This is a genomic window from Tabrizicola piscis (assembly GCF_003940805.1).
GTDB classification, from domain to species: Bacteria; Pseudomonadota; Alphaproteobacteria; order Rhodobacterales; family Rhodobacteraceae; genus Tabrizicola; species Tabrizicola piscis.
Genome location: NZ_CP034328.1, coordinates 1,196,528 through 1,215,489 on the forward strand (window position 1 = coordinate 1,196,528; position 18,962 = coordinate 1,215,489).

At 65.8% G+C, this 18,962-nt stretch carries 19 protein-coding genes and 2 tRNA genes; 11 read left to right on the plus strand and 10 right to left on the minus strand.

The genetic code is table 11. The features are described from left to right. Nucleotides 1-92 precede the first annotated feature (92 nt). From recJ to EI545_RS05730, 8 genes are all read left to right on the plus strand, one after another. Entirely contained in the window at nt 93-1,832 is a 1,740-nt protein-coding gene (gene recJ, locus EI545_RS05695) for a single-stranded-DNA-specific exonuclease RecJ (protein ID WP_125324573.1), read from the plus strand. A 70-nt stretch (nt 1,833-1,902) separates the two neighbouring features. After that, nucleotides 1,903-1,977: transfer RNA gene (locus EI545_RS05700), tRNA-Glu, on the plus strand. Between the two features lie 103 nt (nt 1,978-2,080). After that, nucleotides 2,081-2,881 carry a lytic murein transglycosylase gene (locus tag EI545_RS05705; RefSeq protein ID WP_425471634.1) on the plus strand — a complete coding sequence of 267 codons (801 nt, stop codon included), beginning with the start codon at nt 2,081-2,083 and terminating at the stop codon, nt 2,879-2,881. A gap of 45 nt (nt 2,882-2,926) precedes the next feature. Beyond that, a tRNA-Glu gene (locus EI545_RS05710) sits at nt 2,927-3,001 on the plus strand. Between the two features lie 98 nt (nt 3,002-3,099). Beyond that, on the plus strand, nt 3,100-4,314 hold the full coding sequence (locus EI545_RS05715) for an ABC transporter substrate-binding protein (RefSeq protein ID WP_125324574.1): 1,215 nt from the start codon (nt 3,100-3,102) through the stop codon (nt 4,312-4,314). A 100-nt stretch (nt 4,315-4,414) separates the two neighbouring features. Further along, entirely contained in the window at nt 4,415-5,287 is an 873-nt protein-coding gene (locus tag EI545_RS05720) for an ABC transporter permease (protein ID WP_125324575.1), read from the plus strand. Further along, a complete protein-coding gene (locus EI545_RS05725) occupies nt 5,277-6,083 on the plus strand; it encodes an ABC transporter permease (protein ID WP_125324576.1) in 807 nt (268 codons plus the stop codon). The genes EI545_RS05720 and EI545_RS05725 overlap by 11 nt, the downstream gene beginning before the upstream one ends. Next, on the plus strand, nt 6,080-7,150 hold the full coding sequence (locus EI545_RS05730) for an ABC transporter ATP-binding protein (RefSeq protein ID WP_125324577.1): 1,071 nt from the start codon (nt 6,080-6,082) through the stop codon (nt 7,148-7,150). Before EI545_RS05725 ends, EI545_RS05730 begins: the two co-directional genes overlap by 4 nt. 42 nt (nt 7,151-7,192) lie before the next feature. Here the strand turns inward: EI545_RS05730 and EI545_RS05735 are convergent, their stop codons facing one another. Genes EI545_RS05735 through EI545_RS05745 form a run of 3 tightly spaced genes read right to left on the minus strand, consistent with a single transcriptional unit; the run spans nt 7,193 to nt 10,596 of the window. Beyond that, nucleotides 7,193-8,191: a GGDEF domain-containing protein gene (locus tag EI545_RS05735; RefSeq protein WP_125324578.1), complete on the minus strand. Its 999-nt coding sequence runs from the start codon at nt 8,189-8,191 to the stop codon at nt 7,193-7,195. Further along, a complete protein-coding gene (locus EI545_RS05740; RefSeq protein WP_245990307.1) occupies nt 8,188-8,799 on the minus strand; it encodes a heme NO-binding domain-containing protein in 612 nt (203 codons plus the stop codon). Before EI545_RS05740 ends, EI545_RS05735 begins: the two co-directional genes overlap by 4 nt. Before the next feature lie 54 nt (nt 8,800-8,853). After that, the gene (locus EI545_RS05745; RefSeq protein WP_125324579.1) at nt 8,854-10,596 is read right to left on the minus strand and encodes a DUF4153 domain-containing protein; all 1,743 of its coding nucleotides are present in this window, start codon (nt 10,594-10,596) and stop codon (nt 8,854-8,856) included. A gap of 134 nt (nt 10,597-10,730) precedes the next feature. On the opposite strand from EI545_RS05745, the gene EI545_RS05750 reads away from it, so the two are divergent. Continuing rightward, a complete protein-coding gene (locus EI545_RS05750; protein ID WP_125324580.1) occupies nt 10,731-11,195 on the plus strand; it encodes a GNAT family N-acetyltransferase in 465 nt (154 codons plus the stop codon). 7 nt (nt 11,196-11,202) lie between these two features. On the opposite strand, the gene EI545_RS05755 is transcribed toward EI545_RS05750, so the two are convergent. The 4 genes from EI545_RS05755 to EI545_RS05770 form a co-directional block, all read right to left on the minus strand. Then, a complete protein-coding gene (locus EI545_RS05755; protein ID WP_425471635.1) occupies nt 11,203-11,595 on the minus strand; it encodes a c-type cytochrome in 393 nt (130 codons plus the stop codon). An 11-nt stretch (nt 11,596-11,606) separates the two neighbouring features. Then, nucleotides 11,607-12,287, minus strand: a complete 681-nt coding sequence (locus tag EI545_RS05760) for an ABC transporter ATP-binding protein (protein ID WP_125324581.1) — start codon at nt 12,285-12,287, stop codon at nt 11,607-11,609. Further along, nucleotides 12,280-13,566, minus strand: coding sequence for a lipoprotein-releasing ABC transporter permease subunit (locus tag EI545_RS05765; RefSeq protein ID WP_125324582.1), 1,287 nt, complete (start codon nt 13,564-13,566; stop codon nt 12,280-12,282). The genes EI545_RS05760 and EI545_RS05765 overlap by 8 nt, the downstream gene beginning before the upstream one ends. Nucleotides 13,567-13,695: 129 nt before the next feature. Continuing rightward, nucleotides 13,696-14,346, minus strand: a complete 651-nt coding sequence (locus EI545_RS05770; protein WP_125324583.1) for a ThuA domain-containing protein — start codon at nt 14,344-14,346, stop codon at nt 13,696-13,698. 144 nt (nt 14,347-14,490) lie between these two features. Here EI545_RS05770 and EI545_RS05775 point away from each other — a divergent pair, with 144 nt between their 5' ends. Further along, nucleotides 14,491-15,450: an NAD(P)-dependent alcohol dehydrogenase gene (locus EI545_RS05775; RefSeq protein ID WP_164517229.1), complete on the plus strand. Its 960-nt coding sequence runs from the start codon at nt 14,491-14,493 to the stop codon at nt 15,448-15,450. 37 nt (nt 15,451-15,487) lie between these two features. Here EI545_RS05775 and trhA read toward each other — a convergent pair whose 3' ends face one another. Both trhA and EI545_RS05785 read right to left on the minus strand, forming a co-directional pair. Then, nucleotides 15,488-16,180, minus strand: a complete 693-nt coding sequence (trhA, locus tag EI545_RS05780) for a PAQR family membrane homeostasis protein TrhA (protein WP_216842498.1) — start codon at nt 16,178-16,180, stop codon at nt 15,488-15,490. A gap of 103 nt (nt 16,181-16,283) precedes the next feature. Next, nucleotides 16,284-16,553, minus strand: coding sequence for a DksA/TraR family C4-type zinc finger protein (locus EI545_RS05785; protein ID WP_125324585.1), 270 nt, complete (start codon nt 16,551-16,553; stop codon nt 16,284-16,286). A 214-nt stretch (nt 16,554-16,767) separates the two neighbouring features. On the opposite strand from EI545_RS05785, the gene EI545_RS05790 reads away from it, so the two are divergent. Further along, nucleotides 16,768-17,487 carry a hypothetical protein gene (locus tag EI545_RS05790; protein WP_125324586.1) on the plus strand — a complete coding sequence of 240 codons (720 nt, stop codon included), beginning with the start codon at nt 16,768-16,770 and terminating at the stop codon, nt 17,485-17,487. On the opposite strand, the gene proS is transcribed toward EI545_RS05790, so the two are convergent. Beyond that, complete coding sequence (gene proS, locus EI545_RS05795) at nt 17,472-18,809, minus strand: proline--tRNA ligase (RefSeq protein WP_125324587.1); 1,338 nt, start codon at nt 18,807-18,809, stop codon at nt 17,472-17,474. The two genes, EI545_RS05790 and proS, sit on opposite strands and share 16 nt — an antisense overlap. Between the last annotated feature and the right edge of the window lie 153 nt (nt 18,810-18,962).

The window sequence follows — 18,962 nt, forward strand, 5'->3', positions numbered from 1 at the left end:
CCCCTTGATTTAAAACAACCCGCCCCCTGTCCCTGCCCGGGACACCCCATACCCCCCTTGCAAGGCCATGGCCTTTACGGCACCCCTGTCGCATGACCGCCTTCCTTGACGTCACAACCTCCCTCACCGGCCGCCGCTGGACCGGCCCCGATGCCGCTCAGGATCGGCTGGCCGAAGGCATGGCCCAGCAGACCCGCCTGCCCCTGCCGCTCTGCCGGATCCTCGCAGCCCGCGGGGTGGCACCGGAGGAGGCGCCCGCCTTCCTTGCCCCCGCCCTGCGTGACCTGCTGCCCGATCCCCTCACCCTCAAGGACATGGCCCCCGCCGCGGCCCGTCTGATCCGCGCGGTGACGGCCAGGGAACGGATCGCCATCTTCGCCGATTACGACGTCGACGGCGGCTCCTCGGCGGCGCTCCTCATCGTCTGGCTTCGCGCGATGGGGTGTGGGGCGACGCTTTATATCCCCGACCGGATCGACGAAGGCTATGGCCCGAATGTCCCCGCGATGTCCGCCCTTGCTGCCAATCACAGCCTTATCCTCTGCGTCGACTGTGGCACCCTGTCCCACGATCCCATCGCGGCGGCCAAGGGGGCGGATGTGGTCATCCTGGACCACCACCTCGCCCTTGAAACCCTGCCCGCCGCGCTGGCGGTCGTGAACCCCAACCGGCAGGACGAAGACGGCACGCTTGCCCATCTTTGCGCCGCCGGGGTGGTCTTCCTGCTGCTGGTCGAAGCGAACCGCCAGCTTCGCGCCAGTGGCCAGCAAGGCCCCGATCTGATGGCGATGCTGGACCTTGTGGCGCTGGCGACCGTCGCGGATGTGGCCCCCCTGGTCGGCGTCAACCGGGCCTTCGTGCGGCAGGGCCTCAAGGTGATGGCCCGCCGCGACCGCCCCGGTCTGCGGGCGCTGGCGGATGTCGCGCGGATGGATCAGGCCCCGACCTCTTACGCCCTTGGCTTCCTCCTTGGGCCCCGGGTCAACGCGGGCGGGCGCATCGGGCAGGCCGATCTTGGCGCGCGGCTGCTGGCGACCGACAACCCCACCGAGGCGGCGGCGATGGCGGCAAAGCTGGACCAACTGAACACCGACCGACGCGAGATCACCGAAGCCGTCCGCGAAGAGGCCTTGGCCCAGGCCGAAGCGCGCGGGTTGGATGGTCCACTGGTCTGGGCAGCGGGTGAAGGCTGGCACCCCGGTGTTGTCGGCATCGTCGCGGCGCGGCTGAAAGAGGCGGCGCAGCGGCCGTCGGTCGTGATCGGCTTTGACGGGGACGACGGCAAAGGCTCGGCCCGGTCGGTCCCGGGGGTCGATCTTGGTGCTGCGATCCAGCGCATCGCGGCGGAAGGTCTGATCGTCAAGGGCGGTGGCCACAAGATGGCCGCCGGCCTGTCGCTGACCCGCGCGCAGCTGGAACCGGCGATGGCCCGCCTTGCCGAGCTTCTGGCCCGGCAGGGCGCAGGCGACGGCGGACCTTCGGACCTGCGGATCGACAGCCTCCTGACCACCAGCGCCGCCACCGTCGCGCTGGTCGAACAGATCGAGGATGCCGGCCCCTTTGGCGCAGCCGCCCCCGCCCCGCGCTTTGCCTTTGCCAATGTCGCCGTCAGCACCAGACGGATGGGCGCGGCACATCTGAAGCTGACGCTGTCTGACGGCACAGGCCCGGGGCTGGACGCCATCCTTTTCGGGGCCTTCGATGGCCCGCTTGGCCCGGCGCTGGAAAACGCTGGCCATCGCCGCTTTCACCTTGCCGGACGGCTGGAGCTGAACCACTGGAACGGCCGCACAAAGGTGCAGCTTCGTGTCGAAGACGCCGCACCGGTCTGAGGGGCATGAAGCGCAAGATTCCGCTTGCAGAACCGCGGCACCCGTTCTAGACACCCGCCACCGAAAGCGTGGCCCGTTCGTCTATCGGTTAGGACACCAGGTTTTCAACCTGGGAAGAGGGGTTCGACTCCCCTACGGGCTGCCACGGTTTCCACACATCGTGACTTGACACATAGCCTTTGCACAGTGTGTCTGATGCTGTCGCGCCGTCTATTCCGGCGCTGGAAACAATTGCATAGGTGCGTCCCGTGACTCTGACTTTTCGCTTTGCCGCCCCCGCCATTCTGGCGCTTTTGCCTTTGGCCGCCCATGCCACCAGCTGCAGTGACACCGGCGGCAGGTATGAAGACTGGAAGGCCGAGATGGCCGCCGACGCCAAGGCCTCGGGCGTAGGCAAGCGCGGGGTCGAGGCGTTGATGGCGACGTCCTACTCCAAGGCCACCATTTCGGCGGACCGCAATCAGAAAAGCTTCAAGTACACCTTGGACAAGTTCCTGCAGGTGCGCGGCGCCGACACGATCATCGCGCAAGGCCGCAGCCGCAAGGCCAAGAACACCGAGTTTTATGCAGCGCTTGAGGCACAGTATGGCGTGCCCGCCGGGGTGCTGATTGCCATCCATGGGATGGAAACCGCCTTTGGCGGCTTCATGGGCGATACCAATGTGGTGTCGGCCATCGCCACGCTGACCTATGACTGCCGCCGGTCCGACTTCTTCAAGCCCCACCTTATCGGCGCGCTGAAGCTGGTCGATCAGGGGTCGATCTCGATGAAGACCGTCGGGGCCAAGCATGGCGAGCTTGGGCACACCCAATTCCTGCCCGGCAACGCGCTGACCTATGGGGTCGACGGCAATGGCGACGGGACGGTGGATTTCTACAACATGACCGACGCCCTTGCCTCGACCGCCAACTTCCTGCGCCAAAAGGGCTGGAAACCCGGCAAGGGCTATCAGGAGGGCGAGCCGAATTTCGAAGTCATCAAGCAGTGGAACGCGGCCAAGGTCTATCAGCAGGCCATCGCACTGATGGGTGCCCAGATCGACGGCTGATTGCCCCTTGCACCCGCCTGCAGCGCCCGCTAGGACGCGCAGAGTGGCCCGTTCGTCTATCGGTTAGGACACCAGGTTTTCAACCTGGGAAGAGGGGTTCGACTCCCCTACGGGCTGCCACCTTCCCTTCGTTACAATTGCCCAACAGGCATGTGACTGGCATTCCGGGCCGGGATCGGCTTGATGGGGATAGTCTTGCCCTGAATCGGAAATCCCCCATGCTTCGCACCCTTGCCGCGCTTTTGCTGTTGTCCACCTCGGCCCTTGCCGACACCGCAGATGGCGATGCGCTGAAGGGCATGTCCTGGGATCAGATCGTGGAACAGGCGCGGGGTGGCACGGTCAACTGGTTCATGTGGGGTGGGGCTGACACGATCAACCGCTATGTGTCGGACCATGTCGGCGCGATCCTGAAGCGGGATTATGACATCACCCTGAACCGCGTGGGCGTGGCCGACGCCGTGGAAGTGGTGAACATCGTCCTGACCGAGAAAGAGGCCGGCGTGACCGATGCCGGGACCGTGGACCTGATCTGGATCAACGGCGAAAACTTCCGGTCGATGAAGCAGGGCGATCTGGCGTTTTGCGGCTATACCGACCTTCTGCCCAACAACGCGCTGGTGAACTGGGACAACCCGGCCATCGCGAATGATTTCGGCGTGCCGGTCGATGGCTGCGAAGTGCCGTGGAACACCGTCCAGTTCGCCTTTGCCCATGACAGCGCCGACGTGCCCGAACCGCCCCGCGACATGGCCGCGCTGCTGGACTGGATCAAGGCCAACCCCGGCCGCTTCACCTATCCCGCCCCGCCCGATTTCACCGGGTCGGTCTTCGTGCGCCACGTCTTCTATCATGCCGCGGGTGGGGCGGATGCGCTGCTTGGCCCCTTCGATCAGGCCAAGTTCGATGCCGCCGCCGCCAAGACCTGGGCCATCCTGAATGAGATCGAGCCCTTCCTGTGGCGCGAAGGCCAGACTTATCCCAACACCATTGCCCAGCTGAACGAGCTGTTCGCCAATGGCGAAGTGGCCTTCACCTTCAACTACGACCCCTCGCAGTTCGGCCTTGCCGTTCAGGCCGGAACCTATCCCGAAACCACGCGGTCCTTCGGGCTGGCTGATGGCACCATCGGCAACACCAACTACACGCTGATCCCGTTCAATTCGCCGAACAAGGCCGCGGCAATGGTGCTGCAGAACCTGCTTCTGTCGGGCGAGGAGCAGCTGGAAAAGGCAAAGCCGGAGGTCTGGGGTGCCTCACCCGCCATCGAGATTTCGCGCACTTCGGCCGAGGTTCAGTCCGGTTTCGCCGCGATTGAAGGGCATCCTTCGGTGGTGTCGGCGGAAGAGCTGGCCAAAGCCGCCCTGCCGGAACTGCAGGCCGACTGGCTGACGGCAATCGAGGCGGGCTGGCAGGCGCAGGTCGGGAATTGACCTTCGGGCAGCGTCTGTGGCCCTTGCAGGCTGGCTTCGCTGACCGCAGTATTGCGCAAACCGACCGCGAGGAAGGGATGAAAGACCCAAGGCCCGCCGCATGACTGGCCGGACCAACCCGGTCTGGCTGCTTCTGCCCGTCCTCTTGGTCCTTGGCGGGCTGTTTCTTGCAGCCCTTGGCCTGACGCTGATCCGGTCCTTCCGCTATATGCCGGTGCTTGGGCTGACCGAACCTGACCTTGCCGCCTATGCTGCCGTCCTGTCCTCGCCCGGTTTCCTTGCCTCGCTTGGCCTGTCGCTGTGGATTGCGCTGGCGTCGACGCTGCTTTCGGCGGTGCTGGCGCTTGGGGCCGCGCTCTTGTTGCGGCAGACCTTTCCCGGGCGGCAGCTGATCGGGTTTCTGTTCCAGATGAACCTGACCGTGCCGCATGTCGTGGGGGCGGTGGGGATGCTGTACCTTGTGTCGCAGTCCGGCGCCTTTGCGCGGCTGGCCTATGCGGGCGGGCTGATCACCGCGCCGGCGCAGTTTCCGGCCCTGACCCACGACCCCTTCGCAATCGGGGTCATCCTGCTTTACGTCTGGAAAGAGGTGCCCTTCATCACCCTGATCCTGTTGGCCAACCTGCAATCCATCGGCGTCGACCATGAGGCGACCGCCCGCAGCCTTGGCGCCACCCGCTGGCAGGCGTTCCGCCATGTCACCCTGCCGATGCTGATGCCGGGCCTTCTGGCCGCGTCGGTGCTGGTCTTCGCTTTCGCCTTCGGTGCCTATGAGATCCCGCTGCTGCTCGGCGCCAGTTCCCCCAAGGCGCTGCCCGTGCTGGCGTGGCAAAGCTATACCGACGTCGATCTTGCCGCCCGGCCCGAGGCGATGGCCATGGCCGTCATCATCGCGCTGCTCGGGGTCCTGATGCTGCTGGCCTATGCCCGGCTTGCCCGCCCGCTGGCCGAACGGGGGCGCCATGCGCGGTGACGGCCTTCGCACCCTTGCCGGGTTTGCCCTGGCGCTTTGGCTGATCCTGCCGCTGGTGCCGCTGGCGATCTGGTCCGTGGCCTATGGCTGGCGCTTTCCGGCCCTCCTTCCGCCCGACCTTTCGACACAGGCCTGGGCCTATGCGCTGTCGCCAACCTCGGGCGTGCTGCAAAGCCTTGGGGTCACGGTCTCTATCGCGGCGTCGGCGACGGCTCTGGCGGCACTGGTCGGTGTCCCGGCTGGACGGGCGCTGGGGCTTTACCGCTTTCGCGGCAGGGGATTGGTGATCCTGCTGCTGATCGCCCCGGCCATCCTGCCAGGGATCGCTGTGGCGTTAGGATTGCATGGCATCTTCCTGCGGCTGGGGCTGACGGGCACGGTCTGGGGCGTGATCCTTGCCCATCTGGTCCCGGTCCTGCCCTACATGACGCTGGTCATGGCCGCCGTCTTCGCGGGCTTCGACACCGATGTTGAGGATCAGGCCCGATCGCTTGGCGCGCGGCCTGCGCAGGTCTTCCTCCATGTCACCCTGCCCGCCATCCTGCCGGGTTTGATGACCGGGGCGCTGTTTGCCTTTCTGGTGTCATGGTCGCAATACCTGCTGACCCTCAGCATCGGGGGCGGCAAGGTGCAGACCCTGCCGCTGGTGCTGTTCACCTTTGCCACCTCGGGGCGCAATGATGTGACCGGAGCGGTCAGCCTGATCTACATCCTGCCCGGTCTTCTGGCGCTGGCCCTGATCGCCCGCCGCCTGACTGGGCGCAACCCGGCCCTTGGCCTGCAGGTCGGCCGATGACGGCGCTGCAGTTGACCGGCCTGACCAAGACCCATCCCGGGGGCAACCTTGCCACGATCCGGGGGCTGGACCTGACGGTTGCAAGCGGGACGATCACGGCGCTTCTTGGCCCATCGGGCGCGGGCAAGACCACGGTCATGAAGCTGGTCGCCGGGCTTTTCGCGCCCGATGCGGGCGACATCGCCTTGGGCGGTCGGTCGATCCTGACCCTGCCGCCCGAACGGCGTGGCGTCGTGATGGTGTTCCAGAACCCGCTGTTGTTCCCGCATCTGACGGTGGCCCAGAACGTGGGCTTCGGCCTGCGCATGCGCGGCCTGCCCGCCGCCCGGATCGCTACCCAGGTTGACGCGATGCTGGGCCGGGTCCGCCTAGGCGGGCTTGGCCAGCGTCGCCCGGACGAACTCTCGGGTGGTCAGGCCCAGCGGGCTGCGCTGGCCCGGGCACTGGTGCTGGAGCCGGACCTGCTGCTGCTGGACGAACCCCTTTCCAGCCTTGATCCCGCCCTTCGGGACGAAATGCGCAGCCTGATCCTGACCCTGCAGCGCGACATGGCCGTGACCACCGTTGTCGTGACCCATGACCAGACCGAAGCGGTCGTGCTGGCGGACCAGATCGCACTGCTTCTGGACGGGCAGCTTGCCCAGCATGCCCCGCCGGACACGATCTACCGCAGACCTGCATCGCTGGCCGTTGCGCGGTTCTTCGGCGGGGTGAACTTCCTGCCAGGAACGGCTGCTGCAGGGGTGTTACAGTCCGCCATCGGCCCACTCACCTTGCCGGACAGCCTGCCTGCCACGCTGGCCAACGGCCCCGGCACCCTGACCATCCGCCCCGAGGCGGTTGTGCTTGGGCCTGGCCCGACTGACGCAAACCCACGCACCGCGAGGGTTGAGGGTTGCGCCTTTCTGGGCAGCCAAAGCCGGGTTGACCTGATGGTCGGCACCACCCCCCTGCAGGCGCTGGTGGCGCCCGAGGTTGCCCGCACCCTGACGCCGGGCCAGACAACCCTGATCGCCCTGCCGCCTGAGGCATTGTGGATCATACCACTCGGCACCGAGGCCGGTTGACACTGAACGATGGTGGCCCTGAACCCGTCCTTGTCTGCGGGTTCACTCCGCCTCGTCACACAAAAGCACTGCCTGCGCCCGTCCGGCATGTTTTGCCGCGTAGAGCGCACGGTCAGCGGCCGCCAGAACCTGTGCGGCCTCTGGCTTGGCAAAGTCATTCGACCGCACGATCCCGACACTGGCCGAAATCAGGCACGGCTTGCCCCCAAACTCCATCGGTTCGGACAGCCGCCCGATGATGCGATTGGCGATGGACTGCAGCGTCTGCGGGTCCGTCCGGCCGGGCAGGACAACGACAAACTCATCCCCCCCGATGCGGGCGGCGCAATCCTCAGCCCGGACTTGATCGCGCAGGACGCGGCCGACGCTTTCCAGCACATGGTCGCCCGCGGCATGGCCCAGCGTGTCGTTCACGGCCTTGAAGAAATCAAGGTCAAGATGCAGCAACCCGAACGGGGCAGATGCCAGACACATCCGTTCCAGAAACAGATCGGCCGCGCGTCGGTTGCGCAAGCCGGTCAGGGGATCGGTCATCGCCTCTTCCTCGGCGGCGATGCGGGCGCCTTCCAGCCGCAGGTTAAGACCGCGCAGTTCGCGGGTGACGGCGGCATTCGCTTCGGCCAGATAAAGCAGTTCCATCGCCAGATCGGTGGCGGCAAAATCGCTGTCGGTCAGGGCAAATTCGCGCACGGCTGAAATCAGGTCGATCCCGAAAGACAGGTTCAGAAGGACCATGTCCCCCGGCAGCCGCATCCCAAGGCCGCGCAGACCCACCCGCGCCCGGCTGCGCGGCACCAGCCGGAACCGGTGCCCGGCACGCTCCAGCACCTCGGCTGCCGTAACAGCGCCGCCGGGGGCGCGCACGTCGAACAGGTCCTGGAACCGGGCACCGATTACCGCGACGCCTTCGAGAATCCGCAGCAACGTTGGCCCCGCACTGACCACCTGTTCATTGCTGTCCAGCAGCACATGCATCGGCATGAAGCGCGCCAGGCCGTCAGGGCCAATGGCAATCTGCCGGGCTGATGTTTTGTCGGTCATCCCTGACGCTCGGGCATGGCAAGGTCAAAGTGGCGGGCTTTGGCATGGGCGGTGTCCAGCACGCGCACGGTGATGCGGTCCTGCCCCTCAGCCTCGATGAGGCACAGCGCGCCATAGTCATCGGCCATGGCGGTCAGCATGCCGACCAGAACCCGCCCCATACCTTGCAGACGCGACCGGCAGACGATCCTGAACTGCTCGGGTCCGGCCTCAAGCAACTGGATCTCGGGCAGCGTGATGTCCGACATCGCCAGACGGGCACGGCCGGGCATTTCTTCCAGCGAATGGAGGAAATCGGCAAAGCTGACGCCGCCGAACCGCAGCAGCCGGCGCACGCCTTCATGGCTGGGGTTGGTGACCAGATAGGTCCCCATGTCTTCCCATATCGTTTCGACGGGCCGCCCCAGAACGTCTGCCGCGTTCTGCGCCACGCGGTCGGCAAGGCCGCGATCATAGCGCAGCATCGGTTCGAAAATTTCGACCGGCAGCGCAGAGCGGCGACAAATGGCCTGCCAGACCTGAGGGCCGAACGTATCACGGACATAGCCCTGTAGGGACCGCAGCAGCAGTGCATCCATGTCAGTTCCCATGGTAGTTTCTGCGGTCATGCTACCCGGCAACGGTTAACAAACTCCAACCATTCCCCGGGATCCGACTGGCCATCATGGCCGGATCATCAACCCCGTTTCACCGGTACCAAGCTGGTTCAACAGCGCCGGGGTCAGCGGCGGGGGGGCCTTTGCCCAATCGCGCAGCAGGGCCGCCGCATCCTCGGTCGCCAGATAACTGCCATCCGGCAGCATCACCGATCTGGACAGAAGCATCCCGTCGTCTGCCATGAACAGGCCCAGAACCTCGACATAGCTGGGCTCGCGTTCGAGGATCAGGACCGCTTCTTCGCCCGGCTGGGTTGGCAGCAGATCGGCCACCACCATCAGGCAGGCAGGCGCCCCATCCTCAAGCCTGCGGTCGCAAACGACCTGCCAATCGGCCAGCATGTAGGTTTCCGCCGCTGACAGCAGCATGTCCCGCGTGCCGGTTGCCGAGGTTGGCTGCACCGGCATCGCGGCAGACAGCACCCGGGCCGCTTCTGCGCGGGCGTCGGCGTCAAGGCCCGCCGTCGCAGGATCGTCCACCCCGGCCAATCGCGCGGCCAATGCCTCTTGCCCCGGCTCTTGCGCGCGTTCGGTCAAAAGGGCCAGCGCCCGTTCCCCGGGCAGCCCCCAACCCTCCATCGCGCGGATGTCCAGATCGGCCACCGCCGTTTTCCCAGCCTCAAACCGCGTCAGCTGGTTGTTGGCCGAGATGCGTTCGGCGTTCAGGATCGGGGTCAGCCAAAGACCGGCAACGACGATCACCAGCAAGGCCATGCCGATGTTGCCCTGCCGGATGCGCGCCATCCAGCCTTCGCCCCGCAAAACGGCCAGCGCATAGACCGCGCCATAGACCAGCCCCAACACCGCCACCAGCGCCACGAACAGACGCTCCGGCGTCCAGCCATGCTGGTCCACCCGCAGCCAGATCGCATAGGCCGCAAGCCCGCCCAGCACGGGCAGGATCAGCGCCATGCCCTGTGCGGCACGGCGCAGAACCGGGCTTTGCGTCGCATCGGCATCGCTTTGGTCCACGGTCACCGACACCAGCGACACCCCCGCCGCAACCATCGTCAGCAGCAGCAGCGCGGGCGACAAACCATTGAACAGCCCTTCCAGCCCCCGGAACGGCAAGGCCGCCAGAAACACCAGCATGACTGCCAAAACAATCGGCAGCAGGATCCGGAACAGCCGCAGCACCAGATAGGGCGACAGCAGGTCCGCCAATTCATAGACCACCGCCATGCCCAGACCCAAGGCAGCGCCGGTGATGACGGCGGGCACGATCCAATGGTCCAGCAGATCACCAATCACGGTGACGCCCACAATGAGCAGCACCTGATCCGACAGGAAGATCACCAGCCACAGCAGCCCGACAAAGGCCCAGGCGGCGGCATAGCGCACGACGATTGACCAGGCCTCAAGGAACAGCGCCGGGTAGTCGCGCCAGCCATTGCGGGCACCCGCAATCAGGAACGGCACCGGCAGGCTTGCCACCGCCAGCCCCGCCAAGGGTGGCAGGGGCGAGGCGAAAAGGCCATCAACTTCGGCATGGCGCAGACCGGCCAGCCAGACCAGCGCCGCCACGACCACCCCAAGGCCCAGCGCCCGGGGCACGGCCCGGCCCAGACCGATCGGCCCCGCCATCGCCAGAAGGGCTGCAAATCCGGTGGCCACCAGTGTCAGCAGGATCAGCGCGAGGCGGTCGCCCAGCATGTCCCGCTCTACCGCCTCGACCAGAGCCCACAGAAATGCAGCCCCCGCCGCGCCAGTCAGGGCCATGCGCCACCGCTCTGCCAATTGCCCGTTCATGCGATTTGCCCCGATCCTAGGAATTGGCCGCAGCTTATGCCTGCCTGCGCGGCAGGGCCATAGTCAGGTTCTCCGCCAGTTGCGCAGGCCTGCAAAGGCAGCGATGCTGAACGGACCTGCCAGAAGGATCCCCCATGCCGCCATCCCCGCACGCGACCCCGATCATTCGCCCCCTCGCCGCGGGGGACGAAGCGGACTGGCGGCGGCTTTGGTCGGCCTATCTGGACTTCTACCAGACCACCGTGCCCGAAGCGGTCTTTGCTTCCACCTTCGCTCGGCTGTTGGGGTCGGACCCGCGTGACTTCAACGGGCTGATAGCCACCGTGGATGGCAAGGCCGTGGGACTGGCGCATTACCTGTTTCACCGGCACGGCTGGAAGATCGAGGATACCTGCTATCTGCAGGACCTTTACGTCGACCCTGTGGCGAGGGGCACCGGCGTTGGCCGTGCGCTGATCCAGGCGGTCTATGCGGCGGCCGATGCGGCGAACGCACCCTCGGTCTACTGGCTGACGCAGGACTTCAACCATGAGGCCCGCCAGCTTTATGACCGGGTGGCCAAGGTGACCCCCTTCATCCGCTATAACCGGGCCCTCTGACCGGCGATCACTTCGCCTGCAGCAGCCTGACATGCTCGGCCAATCCGACCAGCCGCACGGGCGTGGGGGTGGCGATCCCGTCGCCGCCGTCAAAGGGCACAAGTTCACCCTGCAACAGCGGCCCGAACTGCGGCATCGGCGATCCACCGTCCTTACCGGTATAGCCCCAGATCTTGGCCATGACCGCCGTCCCCGGAAACGCCCCGCCATTGCGCGCAGACAGTTGCGTCAGGTCTGCCGGGCGCTTGGCCAGCCCTGCGGCAGCGGGTCCGTCCCCCTTGCCTGACGTTCCATGACAGGCGGCGCAGTAGCTGGCAAAGTCCTCGGCCCCGGTCGGCATCTCGTCTTGCGTGCAGGCCGCAAGGGCCAGTGGCAGCACCATCCATCCAAAGCGCATCATCCGTCCCCTCCTCATCCCTCAACCCGACCTTGCGCCAACCGGACCACGCGGTCCATCCGTCCCGCAAGCTCCATGTTATGCGTGGCGATCAGCGCCGAAAGCCCCGTTTCGCGGACCAGAGCCATCAACACGCCGAACACCTGGTCCGAGGTTGCCGGATCAAGGTTGCCCGTCGGCTCATCCGCGAGCAGAAGTTTCGGTCCATTGGCCAGCGCCCGGCAGAACGCCACCCGTTGCTGTTCGCCCCCCGACAGCGCCGCCGGGCGGTGATCAGCCCGTGCGGCAACCCCGACACGGTCCAGCAGATCGCGCGCCCGCGCCTCGGCCTGCGCTTTCGGCACGCCATTGGCGAGTTGCGGGATCACCACATTCTCCAGCGCCGAAAACTCGGGCAGCAGGTGGTGGAACTGGTAGATGAAGCCAACCTCGGCCCGCCGCGCCTCGGTCCGGGCGCGGTCGGAAAGGCCGCTCATCTCGCGCCCGTCCAGCCTGACCGTGCCCTCATCCGCTACATCCAGTAACCCCGCGATATGCAGCAAGGTGGATTTCCCCGCCCCTGAGGGTGCCACCAGCGCCACGACCTCGCCCTTGGCCACGGTCACCGTAGCCCCGCGCAGGACCACAACCTCAGCCGGCTTGCCGCGGTTGTAACCCTTGGTGATCCCCGAAAGCTCCAGCATCGCGTCACTCATAGCGCAGCGCCTCGACCGGGTTCATCCGCGCCGCGCGCCGGGCCGGGAAGATGGTGACGATGAACGACAGCCCCAGCGACAGGGCCACCGCCGAAAGCACGTCTTCCATCTGCAACTGCGCCGGAAGCGAGTATATCCCCCGGATCGACGGGTCCCAGACCTCAGCCCCGTTCAGCCAGTTGATCGCGCTCATGATCGCGTCGATGTTCAGCGCGGTCAGGCAGCCAAGGATCACCCCGGCAATGGTGCCCAGAACCCCGGTGAACGCGCCGCAGATGAAGAACACCCGCAGGACAGACCCTTCGGTCAGACCCATCGTCCGCAGGATGCCGATATCCCGCCCCTTGTTCTTCACCAGCATGATCAGGCCAGAGACGATGTTCATCGCCGCGATCAGCACCAGCACGGACAGGATGACGAACATCACGTTGTCCTCGATATCCAGCGCCCGCAGGAACGCGCCGGAACTGTCCTTCCACGTCCACAGCATCGCCGATGGCCCGGCCGCATTCAGGATCGGCAGGGCATAGCCTTCGATCGCATCCGGCTTCTCGACCATCACCTCGATCTCGTCGGCCAGACCTTCCTTGTTGAAAAAGCTCTGCGCCTCGACAAAGGGCATGTAGATGCGGGTCGTGTCGATGTCATAGCGCCCGGCGGTGAAGATGTAGACCACCTCATAGGCCTTAACGCGGGGGCTGGTGCCCATCGCCGTCTTGACGCCACCGGGTGCAATCAGCCGGACCCGGTCACCCACCGTGACGCCCAGTTCGCGCGCGACACCGGACCCAAGCGCAACCCCGTCAGGGAACCGGGCAAGGTCGCCAATCGCCTCAGCCCCCTCGCCCACCCGTGGGATCGAGGCGAGCGCCTCGGGCGACAGGCCAAAGACTTCGGCCCCCGTGGTCCGCTCACCATCCGTGACCATCAGCTTGCCCCGGATCAAGGGGGCCGCACGGGTCACCCCGGGCACCTCCATCAATGCAGCGGCCATCGCATCCGCCGCCGTGAAGCCGCGGACGAATTGGCCGTCGGTGCCGACCTCACCCGCCGAATAGACGGTGACATGGGCGTTTGCCCCAAGGATCGTGTCGACAAACTCGGCCCGGAAGCCCGCCCGCACCGCCAGCGTCAGGATCAGCGCGAAGACTGCCAGCGTGATCCCGATCAGGCTGATCCAGGTCATGATGCTGACCCCGCCTTCCGCCCGCCGCGCCCGCAAGTAGCGCCACGCGATCATGAACTCGAAGCCCGAGAACGGTGCTGTTCTTCCTGCCATCTGCCCGGCCCTTTTTGTTGCGCGCAACCTGCGGGACCGGGGCCGAAAGGTCAAGGTGCGGGCCCTTGCAGCGGCAGGCGCAGGCGGGAACGCCCCGCCCCGGCTTGGGCGCCGATCATGGCCGAAGGCCTACCGTGCCGCCCACAAAAGCCCGCGCCGCATCAATTCCGCCGCCGGCCCATGGTTGATCACATTCGCCTGATGCCCCAGCGCGTTATAGTACACCCGCCCCTGCCCCCAGAACTTGGAGAATACCACCGGCATTGCCACCGGCCCGTTCGCCGCATGCGGCCCGTCAACCACCGGAAAGTCGCAGACGGCGTGCACCTTCACCACCGGATCGACGTGCAGATAATACTGTTCCGTCCTGACCGTGAAATCGCCCACCCCCGCCACCAGCGCGTGGTCCGAGGTGATCCGCACCCCATACTCCACCCCGTCATTGCCCGGATGCGCCACCCATTGCGCGCCGGTCATGAACTGCCAGTCCACAGCCTCACGGAAGGCATCGCACATCCCGCCATGGCAGCCCGCGATCCCCACGCCGGATGCGACCGCCGCGCAGGCGTGCTGCGCCTGTTCCTTCCCGATCTTGGCCATCGTCCAGACCGGCACGATCAACGACAGCTCTGCCAGCGCCCCCGGGTCATCGAAACAGGCCAGCGTATCGGTCACCGTCACCGAAAACCCCGCCTCGCCCAGCCAACCCGCAAACAGCGCCGCGACCTTGTCAGGCTCATGCCCGTCCCATCCGCCCCAGGTGACAAGTGCCTTGGCCATCGCGCGCCTCCCATGTTGAGGCCACGCTAGGAACCCCGGCCACGCGGGTCAATCGGGTATGGTTTGGAATACCTTATGTCAAAGACGCTTGACCTGACCCCAGCTTCCACGGCGACTGACCCCGCCAAACCCCGGGGGCCACAGATGAAAGTTGCAAGCTACACGGCCTATGGCGGCCCTGAAACCATCGCCTTCACCGAACGCCCGATCCCCACCCCCGCCGCGGATGAGGTGCTGATCCGCGTCCGCGCAGCCCCGGTGACCGCAGGGGATGCCCGCATGCGGTCCGGCAAGGTGCCCCGCGGCCTTGGCCTGCTGATGCGCTTGGCCATCGGCCTCCGTCGTCCGCGCGTTGCCCCCGGCTGGGCCTTCTCGGGCGAGGTTGCGGCTGTCGGCAGCGGGGTCGCCAGTTTCACCAAGGGCCAGCGCGTCTTTGGTCTGACCGGCTTCAAGGGTGGCGCGCATCGCGAATACCTTGTCATCAAGGCCACTGGCACAGTGCTGCCCCTGCCCGATACGCTCACCTTCGAACAGGGTGCCGCCTTCTTCTTCGGTGGCCTGACCGCCGCCGACTTTCTGATTGACCGCGCAAAGCTGGCTGCGGGTGAGCGATTGCTTGTCGCAGGCGCGACCGGGGCAGTCGGTGGCGCTGTGGTTCAGATCGCCCGTCACCTTGGCGCGCATGTGGCGGCGACCGCCTCACCCGCCAATAACCCGCTCGCCCGCCAGCTTGGCGCGGTCGAGGTGACCGACTATCGCAAGGGCCTGCCCTCTGGCCCCTTCGATGTGATCGTCGATGTGATGGGGTCGCTGGGCTGGGCTGGTGCAAGTGCCCACCTTGCGCCCGGGGGCAGACTGGCCCTGATCACCGCGGATCTGGCGCAGATGCTGGGCGCGGCTGTCCTTCCCCGGCCCGGGAAGCGGAAGGTTCTGACCGGAACGAACAAGGATGACCTGCCGTCCATGCGCCGCCTTCTGGCGCTGCATCAGGCTGGCGGTTACACCCCTGTGCTGGGGCCGATCCTGCCCTTTGCAGACCTGCAAAAGGCGCATGCCATCGCCGAAAGCTTCCACAAACCCGGCAATCTTGTCGTGGTGATGTAGGTCGGGGTTCACCCCGACTCCCCTGCCAGATCACCGATCAGCGGCGCAAGGTGACCTGCACGGCGGCTTCAGGCAATCGCCAGTGCCACAGCGGCGAAATGCAGCCCCGCCGCGACCGCCACAAAGCCATGCCATATCGCATTCTGGAACTGCAGCCGTTCCCACACATAGAAGGCCACGCCTGCCACATAGGTCGCCCCCCGGCCACGATCAGCCAAAGCGATACCGACGGCAGCGCCGCCGACACCGGCCCGATGGCGATCACGCCGACCCATCCCAGCAGGATGTAGGCCAGGATCGACAGCCGGTCATAGCGCCCGGGCAGGACCACCTTGACCAGGATGCCCAAGGCCGCCCCGGTCCAGACCACCAGCCCCAGACCCCAGGCCCATGCCGGGCTTTCCAGATGCGGGATCAGGGCGGTGTAGGTTCCAGCAATCATGACATAGATCATCGAATGGTCGAACCGCCGCAACAGCCACTTCAGCGCGCTTGGCGGCGTCATGTTATAGGCCAGCGAAAAGCCCCACATCAGGAAGAACCCAGCCGCATAGACCGCCAAAGCGGCAAAGGTGCCAAGCCCGGCATTCTGCAATGCATGGTACAGCAGAATGGGAAAGGCGATCAGCCCTGCCAGCAGCGCCAGCACATGGACAATCCCATCAGCAAGCAATTCATGCAGCGACAGGTCGCGCTTGTTCATCCGGTAGTGATCGACAGGCAGGGTCATAGGCTCAGGTGTGGCAGGAAATTATTGCAAAAGGATGACCCGGACCGGGCACAAATCAAGCCACCTTCCCGCGATGTGACGCAGGGTCAGCCCCGGGCCCGTGTCACTTCATCTGGCTGTCCTTGGACCCGCGCCGGTTGATGCCGCCCCGCGCTTCGGGCCGCCCGTCGCGCGCCCGCTGGCAATCGATGCACAGCTTGACGCCGGGCAGCGCCTGCCGCCGCGCCTCGGGGATCGGCTCCTCGCATTCGGCGCAATGCGTCAGGCTTGTCCCCGTGGGCCGCGCCTTCGCTTTCATCCGCGCCAACTCATCGTTGATCGAGGCTTCGATCTGTTCACTCACCGCCCCGTCCTGCGCCCAGCCGCCCGCCATTCCCGCCTCCCTTTTCGCGGCCAAGGATGCGGCCATCCGGCTCATTGGTCAACCGGAGCAACACACGCCTGTCAGACACAGGCGGCCCCACGCCAGATATGCTGCATCCGCCCCGATGACCCGGCTTCGCCCTGTCCGGCGCGCAAGCCCCTTGCCGGCCCCTGCAAGGAGCGCCAGACTTGGCGCATCAACGGGTGCAGGCACGGAGTCGCGCATGGTCAGGATCTACCGCGAGTCCTTTCGCTTCTTTCTCGCATCGCTACCCGTCCTGATCGTTTTCGCGGCCATCATCGAAGTCATGCTGTGGGTCCTTCAGCCGAAAACGGAATCGACCGTTTCCTTCGTCGCCCTGACAATCGTGGCCTACATGATCCACCGGCATTTCCTGTTCGATGAGACGCTGTCCCTTGGCAAGCCAAAGTCCATCCCGGGCGCCCCCGCGTTCAAGTTCGGCTGGTTCGCGCTGTTGAGCGGCGGGCTGCTTCTGGTTTCCCTCGGGATCGGGCTTGGCTTGGCCGTCAGTACGTTCGCCCGGCCCTCTCCCGCCGCCATGCTGCTGATCTTCCTGCTGATCTACCTCGTGACGCTCAGCTTTTTCGGCCTCGCACTTCCGGCTTCGGTGGCGCGGGATGGCAGCTACCGGCTTTCGCAAGGCCTTCGCTCGGGCTTTCAGACCATGTGGCGGCTGGTGCTGGGACCGGGCGTCATCGGCTTTGCATTGCTCACGGCGACAGCTCTTTCCGGCAATGCACTGGTGTCGCTTGGCGTGACCGAGGACAGCAATCTCATGCTGGCCTACTATATCGCCCTGCGGACGATGGGCTTTCTGACCACGATCATCGCGGTTGCCGTCTTGTGCGAGATGTATCGCAAGACGCGGCCGGACCCCCACTTTGGAAAGGGTCCGGCCGCGCCGGATCAGATGCCGGGGTAGATCTGCGCCACGCGGTCCACGGCGGCCTCGGGGCTCATTTCCTCGGACTGGCCGGTGCGGCGGCTGGTCAGTTCAACCACGCCCTTCTCCAACCCGCGAGGGCCTACCGTGATCCGCCATGGCAGGCCGATCAGGTCCATCGTCGCGAACTTTGCCCCGGCCCGTTCGTCGCGGTCGTCGTACAGGGGCTCCAGCCCCTTGGCCAGCAGGGCTTTCTCCAGCCCCGCGCAGGCCGCATCCGCCGCCGCATCGCCCTGCTTCAGGTTGACGATCCCCACGGGGAACGGGGTCACACCCTCGGGCCAGATGATGCCCTTGTCATCGTGGCTGGCCTCGATGATCGCGCCCAGCAGACGGCTGACGCCAATCCCGTGCGATCCCATCTCGACCGGAACCTTGCCGCCATCCGCTGTCGAAACCTCGGCCCCCATCGCGGCGGAATACTTGGTGCCGAAGTAGAAAATCTGCCCTACTTCAATCCCCCGGCCAACCTTGCGATGTGCCTCCGGCACCTTGTCAAAGACCGCCTGATCGTGGGTCTCGTCGGTGCGGGCGTAAAGGGTGGTGAACTCCTCACAGACCTTGGCGACCTGCGCGCGGTCGTCATAGTCGATGTCCCGCTGACCCAGCTTCAGCCCGGTCACGCGGTCGTCATAGAAGACCTCGCTTTCGCCCGTCTGGGCGAGCACCAGAAACTCATGCGTGTTGTCCCCGCCGATGGGGCCGCTTGCCGCGCGCATCGGGATTGCCGTCAGGCCCATCCGTTCGTAGGTCCGCAGGTAGCTGACCATATGGCGGTTGTAGGCGTGCAGGGCGGCGTCCTTGTCGACGTCGAAGTTGTAGCCGTCCTTCATCAGGAACTCGCGCCCCCGCATGATCCCGAAGCGGGGCCGCATCTCGTCACGGAACTTCCACTGGATGTGGTAAAGCGTGAGGGGCAGGTCCTTGTAGCTGTTCACATGGGCGCGGAAGATGTCGGTGATCATCTCTTCGTTCGTGGGGCCGAACAGCATTTCGCGGTCCTGACGGTCCTTGATGCGCAGCATCTCTTGCCCGTAGTCGTCATACCGGCCCGACTCGCGCCACAGGTCGGCGGGCTGGATCGTGGGCATCAGAAGCGGGATGTGCCCGGCGCGGATCTGTTCCTGATGGACGATCTCTTCGATCCGCTTCAGCACGCGGTAGCCCAGCGGCAGCCAGGAATAGATGCCCGCCGCCTGCTGCTTGATCATGCCGGCCCGCAGCATGTAGCGGTGGCTGACGATCTGCGCCTCGGCGGGGTTTTCCTTGAGGACGGGGAGGAAGTAGCGGGACAGACGCATGGAAGCCTCATGGAACGAAGGGTTCCGGGTTTCCTAGCGGGTCAGAGGCGGGCAGGCAAGGTGGCAGGCAGGGTCGGGTTAGGGATGGAGGTGTCCCGGGCAGGGACAGGCACGCCGGGCAAGCAAATTCAATGAGTTGGCGCTGGCGTTAAG